The sequence below is a fragment of the Cetobacterium sp. ZWU0022 genome (genome assembly GCF_000800875.1).
In the GTDB taxonomy this organism is placed as follows: domain Bacteria; phylum Fusobacteriota; class Fusobacteriia; order Fusobacteriales; family Fusobacteriaceae; genus Cetobacterium_A.
Genome location: NZ_JRJZ01000139.1, coordinates 1 through 9,207 on the forward strand (window position 1 = coordinate 1; position 9,207 = coordinate 9,207).

At 30.2% G+C, this 9,207-nt stretch carries 8 protein-coding genes; 7 read left to right on the forward strand and 1 reads right to left on the reverse strand.

From position 1 onward, the window contains the following. Positions 1-161: 161 nt before the first annotated feature. Positions 162-668 carry an OmpH family outer membrane protein gene (locus L988_RS10620; RefSeq protein ID WP_047384111.1) on the reverse strand — a complete coding sequence of 169 codons (507 nt, stop codon included), beginning with the start codon at positions 666-668 and terminating at the stop codon, positions 162-164. A 97-nt stretch (positions 669-765) separates the two neighbouring features. Here L988_RS10620 and L988_RS10625 point away from each other — a divergent pair, with 97 nt between their 5' ends. The 7 genes from L988_RS10625 (at position 766) to L988_RS10655 (ending at position 9,095) form a co-directional block, all read left to right on the forward strand. Then, positions 766-2,874 carry a penicillin-binding protein gene (locus tag L988_RS10625; protein ID WP_047384113.1) on the forward strand — a complete coding sequence of 703 codons (2,109 nt, stop codon included), beginning with the start codon at positions 766-768 and terminating at the stop codon, positions 2,872-2,874. A gap of 11 nt (positions 2,875-2,885) precedes the next feature. Continuing rightward, positions 2,886-5,165: a primosomal protein N' gene (gene priA, locus L988_RS10630; protein ID WP_047384114.1), complete on the forward strand. Its 2,280-nt coding sequence runs from the start codon at positions 2,886-2,888 to the stop codon at positions 5,163-5,165. A gap of 44 nt (positions 5,166-5,209) precedes the next feature. Next, on the forward strand, positions 5,210-5,713 hold the full coding sequence (gene def, locus L988_RS10635) for a peptide deformylase (RefSeq protein WP_047384116.1): 504 nt from the start codon (positions 5,210-5,212) through the stop codon (positions 5,711-5,713). Further along, complete coding sequence (locus L988_RS10640; RefSeq protein ID WP_047384117.1) at positions 5,713-5,982, forward strand: septum formation initiator family protein; 270 nt, start codon at positions 5,713-5,715, stop codon at positions 5,980-5,982. Before def ends, L988_RS10640 begins: the two co-directional genes overlap by 1 nt. An 8-nt stretch (positions 5,983-5,990) precedes the next feature. After that, a complete protein-coding gene (glpX, locus tag L988_RS10645) occupies positions 5,991-7,016 on the forward strand; it encodes a class II fructose-bisphosphatase (RefSeq protein ID WP_047384118.1) in 1,026 nt (341 codons plus the stop codon). Positions 7,017-7,077: 61 nt separating this feature from the next. Then, positions 7,078-7,572: a hypothetical protein gene (locus tag L988_RS10650; RefSeq protein ID WP_047384120.1), complete on the forward strand. Its 495-nt coding sequence runs from the start codon at positions 7,078-7,080 to the stop codon at positions 7,570-7,572. Positions 7,573-7,583: 11 nt separating this feature from the next. Further along, positions 7,584-9,095: a glycoside hydrolase family 10 protein gene (locus tag L988_RS10655; RefSeq protein WP_047384122.1), complete on the forward strand. Its 1,512-nt coding sequence runs from the start codon at positions 7,584-7,586 to the stop codon at positions 9,093-9,095. Positions 9,096-9,207: the final 112 nt, after the last annotated feature.

Genomic DNA, 9,207 nt, shown 5'->3' on the forward strand with positions numbered 1-9,207 from the left:
AGAGCACCTGCCTTACAAGCAGGGGGTCACTGGTTCAAGTCCAGTTGTTTCCACCATATATGAACTTTAAAGCACTTAGGTGCTTTTTTTTATTTTATTTGTTGTATTGAAAATTAATCCGTAGAAAATAAAAAAGGGTATATACATTTGATATGCCCTTTTTATAACTGTTTTTTTAAAAGATTAGTTGTATCTAACTTATATGATTCTTTATTGTTAAGAAAATTTATGACATCCTCTGTTAAATCCACACCACCATATATTGTAGCACTTTTTTCAATAACCATTTCTAGGTTCTTTTGTTTCCCAATTAGGATGGCAACTGAATCAATTTCAAACTTGATATCATATATAAAATTTTGTTGTTCCTCTTGAAAATTCCTTTCAGAAATCTCGATTTTATCCTGAAATTGTTTTTTTAAATCTAACAATTTCTTTTTGTCCTCTTCAGTAATTTTTGATTTTGATTTTATAACTTTTTCCTGCTCTAATAAACTTTGTCTTAGACCCTCAATTTCAGAATTTAGTTCTAATCTTTTATTTTCAAGTTTCTCTTCCATCTCATAACGCTTGTTGTATTGGCTAAAAATATATTCAGAGTCAATAACTCCTATATTAAGTGCAAAAGCTGAAGTGGTCATAAAAAGCAATAGAAATAAAACGTTCATACAATTACTCCTTTTTGTGGAATTTTATTCTTATTATACCTTATTTTGACAATATTTGATATAATATTTAAAAGAAAAATAAAAAGAGGATGGGTAGATGAATAAGAAACTAAAGATATTTTTACTTTTAATGCAAATATTAGGAATCGGACTTTCTTTATATTATAAAAAATTTTTATTGACTGTGGCTGTTGCACTGATGCTGATATTTAATTTATATGTATTTTTTAAATGGAAAAAAATAAAGATGAAAAATAATTTTATTTTGAGATCTTTCATAGTATCAGATGTTATTTTATTTTGTTTTTTTATACTGATGTTCAGAATGGTTCAAATACAACTTTTTGATTCTGAAAGTTATAAAGAGGCAATAAATAAACAGGTAAATGTTGAGAGAAAAGAGGGTGGAGAAAGAGGAAATATATATGACTCAAAAGGGAAAGGCTTGGCATATAGTATAAATATGTATGAGTTATCTGTTGATCCAAAAAGATTCATAAAATCAGAGAATGCACCAGAAGCATTAAGAGAGCTTATAAGCAAAAAATATATAAAAGAGAATTATAAACCACTTTTAAGTACTATAAATAAATTGGGGAAAGAAGAGAGAGTATATAAAAGATTAAATAGAAATATAGATGATGTTGAAAAAAAAGAGATTGAAAGTATTTTGGAGAAGTACAAAATAAAAGGAAAAAATATTATATTTTTAACGGGAAGAAAAGAGAGAAGATATTATAAAGCTGATCAATATTTCTTTTTAGTTGGAAATATAGGATTTAAAAAAGGTACAGAAAAAGAGGGTGTTTTTGGAATAGAGCTTTTCTATGAAAATTATTTAAAAGGTGATAGAAGTTCAAAAATAATTCCAAGTATAAGAAGCTTAGGGGTCGGATTACCTACTGCAGGAGCAAGAACGAAAGTTAATTTAAATGGAATGGATTTACATTTAACTATAGATAATGATTTACAGTATATTCTTGATGATGAAATGGAAAAACAGTTTAAAAAAACTAATTCAGAAGAAGCTTATGCCATAATGATGGATCCAAATACAGGAAAAGTTTTGGCGACTTCATTTTTTAGAAAAAATAAAAAAGCTGTGACAAATCCAATTTTCCAATCTCAATTAGAACCAGGGTCTATATTTAAACCTTTAATAATAGCAGCAGCTTTAGAAGAGAAAAAAATAAAAAAGACTACAAAATTTGATATAGGAGATGGAACTTTTAGGAGACATGGTCACACGATTAAAGAGAGTAGTAGAAGCGTAAAGGGGATTTTAACAACAGAGGAAGTATTAAAAAAATCAAGTAATATTGGTATGGTTTTAATGGCGGATATGTTTACAAACGATGAATTTGATAGCTATTTAGAAAAATTTGGATTATATAATAAAACTGGGGTAGATTATCCTTACGAACAAACACCAAAAAGAGAGGCAGTTAGACGTTGGAATGGATTAAAAAAGAGTACGATGAGCTTTGGACAAGGAATAGCTGTTACACCAATTCAGATGATAACAGCATTTTCAGCGGTTGTAAATGGTGGTGTGATGTATCAACCATATATAGTTGAAAAAATTACAGATAAAGATGGACTTGTTGTTAGGAGAAACTTACCTGTAAGTAAGGGAAAGATAATTAGTGAAACTGTGTCAAAAGAGATGAGAGATATGATGGAATCAGCCGTAGAAGATGGGACGGTAAAAAAGGGTGGTGTAGATGGTTATAGAATTGGTGGAAAGACTGGGACTGCTCAATTTAGTGAAAGAGGAAGATATGTAAAGAATGAATATCTATCATCTGTTATTGGTTTTTTCCCGGTTGAAAAGCCACAGTATATAATGTTAGCAATGTTTTTCAAACCTCAAGGGAATATTTTATATGATAAATTTGGAGGAACAGCAGCAGCTCCAGTGCTAGGAGAGGTTATAAAAAAGATAACGAAATTAAAAAGTATATCTCCAAAAAATATAGATAAAATTAGAGTAGCAGGAAAAACAAGTTTAAAGAGCGTTGCTAATCACGAAGAGTTAGTTTTAATGCCGGATTTAAAAGGTCTTAGTGGTAGAGACGTTATTGAGATATTCGAGGGTAGTAATATTGAGGTTGAGCTAATAGGAGCGGGTGTGGTTGTTGAGCAAAGTATTCAGGCTCAAAAAGAGCTGACGGATATAAAAAAGATAAAAATAAAATTAAACTAGGAGAAAAAGTAATGAGATATTTTAGTATCTATATAGAAAAGACTAATGATTTCTATACTTATGCCAGTGAAGATGAAAATATAAAAATTGGAGATAGAGTTCTAGTATCTTTTAGAAATAAAGATAAGGTTGGGCTTGTTGTAGAGGAAGAGATAGGGAAAGAGTATTCGTTCAAAGTTTTAACAATAAAGAGAGTTTTATATGAAGAGTTAAGTTTTTCGAAAAGTTTTATAGAGCTTTTGTTATGGATTAAAGATTATTATATGAGTTCTTTTGATCAAGTTTTTTCTACGGCCGTTCCAGCGGGAATAAAAATAAAGTATGAGGATATCTATAGAATAAATATAGAAAAAAAGAGTTTGTTAGTTGATGATTTATTACAATATTTTTATGATAGATTAAAGTTTAGAAAAAAAACTTTGGTAGATAAATTTTCTAAAGAAAAAATCACTGAGTTTCTTGAAGAGGGTTATCTAGAATTAAAAGATAACTGGTATGAATTGAATAGAGAAAAGAACTTAGATAGGGATTTAGAAAACTATTTTATAGCAAGAGAAGAGATCGGTAAACTAACCTTAGAGAAAAAATTTGATAAAAAAATAATAGAGAAGCATTTAAAAGAAAAAAATATCTTTTTTGAGAGGAAAATAAAAACTTTTGATGAGGAAAAATTAAAAAAAGATTTAGAAGAAAAAATTTTTAAAAAAGATACAGAATTAAATGAAGAGCAAGAATTAATAAAAAAAGGGATTGAGGAGTCTAGCAAAAGACATTTTCTTATAAGAGGAGTAACGGGATCTGGAAAAACAGAGATATATATTCAACTTATAAAAAGAGCTTTAGAAAGAGATCAAGGATCAATATTTTTAGTTCCCGAGATATCATTGACTCCACAGATGGTAAAAAGATTTAAAATTGAATTTGGAGATGAAGTTGCGATTCTTCATAGTAGATTATCATCTACTGATAGGGCTAAAGAATGGTACAGTATTTACATAGGAGATAAAAAGGTGGTTTTAGGAGTTAGATCAGCTATATTTGCTCCTGTACAAAACTTAGAATACATAATAGTGGATGAGGAACATGAAAACAGTTATAAACAAGATACGAATCCAAGATATAATGCTAAGTTTGTAGCAATAAAAAAAGCTGAACTAGAAAATGCTAAGGTAGTTTTAGGATCAGCAACACCATCAATAGAGAGTTATTATTATGGAAAGAAAGGGATTTTTCAATTGTTTGAAATTGAACATAGATATAAGGATGCAAAATTACCAGAAATAGAGATAGTGGATATGAAGCAAGAGCAGGACAGTTTTTTTAGTGAAAAATTATTAGAAGAGATGAGAACTGCACTATTGAGAAAAGAGCAGATAATACTTCTTTTAAATAGAAAAGGATATTCAACACTCGTTCAATGCGAAGATTGTGGACATATGGAGGAGTGTGAGCACTGCTCTATAAAGTTGAATTATTATGCAAGTAATGGAAGTCTGAAATGTAACTATTGTGGAATATCTAAAAGATATACAGGAAGATGTTCAAAGTGTAATAGCAAAAATATGACTTTTAGTGGACGTGGCGTTGAAAGAGTTGAGGAGGAGTTAAGAAAAAGATTTCCAGTAAATATAATAAGAGTTGATGGAGAGGTTTCTAAAGAGAAGGACTTCTACGAAAATATGTATAACGATTTCTTAGCAGGAAGATATGATATTATGATAGGAACTCAAATGATATCAAGAGGGCTTCATTTTCCTAATGTAACTTTAGTAGGGGTTATAAATGCAGATACTGTTATGAGTATACCAGATTTTAGATCGGGAGAAAGAACGTATCAAATGATAACTCAGGTTGCTGGAAGAGCAGGAAGAGGAGAAAAAAAAGGAAAAGTTATAATTCAAACTTACCAACCTGAAAATTACATAATAGAAAAAATTCAAGAGAATAGTTATGTGAATTTTTATGATAAAGAGATTGAGAAAAGAGAGATTCTATCCTATCCACCATTTTCAAAAATTATAAACATAGGGATATCATCGCCAGAAGAGAGTGGATTAGAAGAATACTGTCATAAACTATTTAAAGAGATACAGGACGATGAGGTAGAAATATATGGGCCTATGAGATCTTTAGTTTATAAGGTTAAAGGGAGATATAGATGTAATATTTTTGTGAAGGGTAGTAGAGCAAAAATAAATGTATTTAAATTGAAATTGGAGGAAAAACTAAAAAAAGTTGAGAATAAAAAATATAGAGTGGTTGTTGATGTAGACCCTATTAATCTAATATGATATAATATGTATTAGGAAAAAAGAGAATTGGAGGAAAAATAAAGATGGTATATGATATAAAAATATATGGAAATGAATCTTTAAGAACTGTTGCAGAGCCAGTAGAGGCAATTACACCAGAAATATTAGAGATTTTAGATAATATGGTTGAAACTATGCATGAAGCAAACGGTGTTGGATTAGCAGCTCCGCAAGTTGGAATAGCAAAAAGAATAGTTGTAATTGATGTTGGAGATGGGGTAATAAGAAAAATTATAAATCCAGAACTAATAGAGTTATCTGATGTAGTTGAAAATGAAGATGAGGGATGTTTAAGTGTTCCTGGAGTATATAAACCAGTAAAAAGATCGGTAACTGTAAAAATAAAGTATATGAATGAAAAAGGTGAAGAGGTTATTGAAGAGGGAACAGGTTTATTAGGAAGAGCGTTCCAACATGAGTATGATCATTTAGAAGCAATTTTATTTGTAGATAAAATATCGCCAGTTGCAAAAAGGATGGTTTCTAAAAAGTTACAACTTTTAAAGAAAGAGTCAGGTAAAAACTAATGAAAAATCTGCTTTGGATAATCCCATTGGTTATACATTTTGCATTTTTAGGACAAAATATATTTAGATCATTTGTAAAAATCGATAAGTTAAAAATAGAGCAAGAGATAAAATTAAAAAAGAAAAAAGAGATTGAAAGCTTAATTGTTAAATATGATGAGATGATTGAGGATATAAATAATCCCTTTTACAGAGAAAGAGTAGCTAGGAATCAACTCCAAATGGTTTTACCAGGAGAAAAAATTTATAGATTAATTGAAACAAAGTAGGAGGAAAAATGAAAAGAGAGTTAGCTTTAGAGTTTGCTAGAGTTACAGAAGCAGCAGCCTTAGCCGCTTACAAATGGGTAGGAAGAGGAGATAAGGAGGCGGCAGATCAAGCAGCGGTAGACGCTATGAGAACTGTGCTAAATGGGATAAAAATTCAAGGGGAGATTGTAATAGGAGAGGGAGAGATTGATGAAGCTCCTATGCTTTACATCGGAGAAAAAGTAGGAATTGATTCTCCAGATAAAGATAGATTCTCAGCAGTAGATATCGCAGTTGATCCTGTAGAAGGAACAAGAATGACTGCTCAAGGGCAAGCTAATGCGATTGCAGTATTGGCTGTAGGAAATAAAGGAAGCTTCTTAAAAGCTCCAGATATGTATATGGAGAAATTAATTGTAGGACCAGAAGCAAAAGGTGTAATCGATTTATCTAAGCCTTTAATGGAAAATATTGACAATATCTGTAAAGCATTAAAAAAACCTTTAGAGGAATTAACAGTAGTAATATTAGATAAGCCAAGACATAAAGAGATAATAAAAGATTTACAAGCTTTAAATATTAAGGTTTATGCACTTCCAGATGGAGATGTTGCAGGATCGATTTTAACATCAGTTGTAGATTCTGATGTAGATGTTTTATATGGAATTGGAGGAGCTCCTGAAGGTGTTATATCAGCAGCAGTTATTAAAGCTTTAGGTGGAGATATGCAAGCTAGATTAAAATTAAGAAGTGAAGTTAAAGGAGTATCTTTAGAGAATGATAAAATTTCAGCTTATGAAAAATCAAGATGTGAAGAGATGGGACTTAGAGTTGGAGATGTTCTTAAAATGGATGATTTAGTAAAAGATGATGAAGTTATATTCTCAGCAACAGGAATAACAAGTGGAGACCTTTTAGAGGGTGTAAAAAGAAAAGGAAGTATAGCTAGAACTCAAACTTTAGTAATCAGAGGAAAGAGTAAAACAGTTAGATATATAAATGCGGTTCATAACTTAGATTATAAACCAGAAGATATCATGGAATTAGTAAAATAATAAATAATTGAATAGAAAAGTAGAGATGAGTCTCTACTTTTCTTCTTTAATGGGAGGAATAATGTTTTTTTATGATGATTTTATAAAGAAAATAGCAAAAACAAAGATAGAATATAAGGCGATGAGAAAATATAGTTTAGAAGCAAAGAAGTTGGTGATGTGGTTAGGAACAGGGTTGCCATTGATACTAATCGGTTTACTTCAAGGATATATAGGATATACAAAAGATTTCAGCATACCATATTTAGCCATTGCAGGACTACTTTTATTCTTAGGATTAAAGCATTTGAAAAATATCTTTTCATATAAAATTGTTTTAGATTGTGAAAAGAAAAAAGTATTAGGCCAAGGTTTAGATTTAGCATTCGAAGATATAGAGTCGTGTACTTTAAAAGAAGGAGTAATAGGAAAAGCTAGTAGATTACAAGTTATTATCAGAATAGTTACTAAAGATAAAAGAGAGATAATTGTTCCACTTATAATGGGAAATAAAATTGACTTTATATGCGCTTTAAGAGATGAGTTAGGAGAAAAGTTTTCAATCATAAAGGGATAAGAGGAGAATTTATGAAGAGAGTAGCTTATATATTTTGTTTATTTCTAATGGTTTTATCATCTGTATTTGCAAAAGATAGTGATAGAGAGTTTAGAGGGGTTTGGATTGCCACAGTAGATAATATAAACTGGCCATCTAAACAGGGTTTGTCTATAGAAGATCAGAAAAAAGAGTTTATAGATATATTAGATGAGATAAAATCGTTGAATATGAATGCAGTGATTATGCAAGTCAGACCAACAGCGGATAGGTTTTATGGGAAAGTAACAAAGGAACCGTGGTCAAAATATATAACAGGAGAGATTGGGAAAAATCCTGGATATGATCCTTTGGAATTTTTTATAGAGGAAGCGCATAAAAGAAATTTAGAGTTTCATGCTTGGTTTAATCCGTATAGAATTACATTGAAAAAAAATGAAGAGATAGCAAAAGATCATATAGCAAGGAAAAATCCAGAGTGGGTTATTCAATATGACGGAAAACTTTATTACGATCCTGGGAATCCAAAAGCTAGAGAATTTACAGAAAACGTAATAGTTGATGTTGTTAAAAATTACAACATAGATGGAGTTCACATGGATGACTATTTCTATCCGTATCCAGTACTTGATAAAAATAAAAAAGTAGTTCCTTTTGGTGATGATAAAACATATAAATTATATGGAAAAGATTTAAGTAGAGAGGACTGGAGAAGAAAAAATACAGATACGTTTGTAAGAGAGTTATCAAAAAAAATAAAAAAAGAAAAACCATATGTTAAATTTGGAATAAGTCCTTTTGGTGTTTGGAGAAACAATGATAAAGATCCTACTGGTTCAGCAACAAGAGCTGGTGCTGAAAATTATGATACGTTATATGCAGATACAAGAAATTGGATAAAAAATGAGTGGATCGATTATATAGTTCCACAGATATATTGGGATTTTAACTTGAAGGTTGCTCAGTACGATATTTTGGTTGATTGGTGGATAAATGAAGTTAAAGATAGTAATGTAAATTTATATGTAGGACATGCAGCTTATAAGATAGATACTACGAAAGCTTGGAAAAATGAGAAAGAGTTAATAGAACAAATTAAATATAATAGAAAAACAAAAGCTGTTCAAGGGAGTGTGTTTTTTGGATTTGATAAAATTCAAAAAAATAGTTTGAATATAAAAGATAATCTAAGAAAAGAGGTTTATCAGAATCAAGCTTTACCTCCAAGGACTCCTTGGATAGATGAAATCCCACCAAAGCCAGTAACAAACCTATCAGGAAAAATAACTAAAGATGGAATTCTTTTAACTTGGGATGATCCAGCTAATAACTACAGTGACTACTATGCAATATATAGAAGTACAAATAAAGATTTTGAAGGAGTTTCATCAGAATATATTTTAGGAACTGTAAAAAGAAAGTATGGTTTAAAATATTTAGATAAAACAGTAGAAAAAGGTAAAAGTTATTATTATAAGGTTTCTCCAGTAGATAAGGTTCATAATGAAGGTGAAGTAAAAGCAAAAGTTTTTTTTAAAAAATAAAAAAACTTTGTTGACAAACTTTAAAACTTATGGTACTATATCTTTGTAAGTGATGCGGGAGTAGCTCAGTTGGTAGAGCGTCAGCCTTCCAAGCTGAATGTCGCGAGTTCGA

Excerpts from the sequence above, each read along its gene's own strand:
- L988_RS10620 (WP_047384111.1), bottom strand. The coding sequence starts at position 668 with ATGAACGTTTTATTTCTATTGCTTTTTATGACCACTTCAGCTTTTGCA.
- L988_RS10625 (WP_047384113.1), top strand. The coding sequence starts at position 766 with ATGAATAAGAAACTAAAGATATTTTTACTTTTAATGCAAATATTAGGA.
- priA (WP_047384114.1), top strand. The coding sequence starts at position 2,886 with ATGAGATATTTTAGTATCTATATAGAAAAGACTAATGATTTCTATACT.
- def (WP_047384116.1), top strand. The coding sequence starts at position 5,210 with ATGGTATATGATATAAAAATATATGGAAATGAATCTTTAAGAACTGTT.
- L988_RS10640 (WP_047384117.1), top strand. The coding sequence starts at position 5,713 with ATGAAAAATCTGCTTTGGATAATCCCATTGGTTATACATTTTGCATTT.
- glpX (WP_047384118.1), top strand. The coding sequence starts at position 5,991 with ATGAAAAGAGAGTTAGCTTTAGAGTTTGCTAGAGTTACAGAAGCAGCA.
- L988_RS10650 (WP_047384120.1), top strand. The coding sequence starts at position 7,078 with ATGTTTTTTTATGATGATTTTATAAAGAAAATAGCAAAAACAAAGATA.
- L988_RS10655 (WP_047384122.1), top strand. The coding sequence starts at position 7,584 with ATGAAGAGAGTAGCTTATATATTTTGTTTATTTCTAATGGTTTTATCA.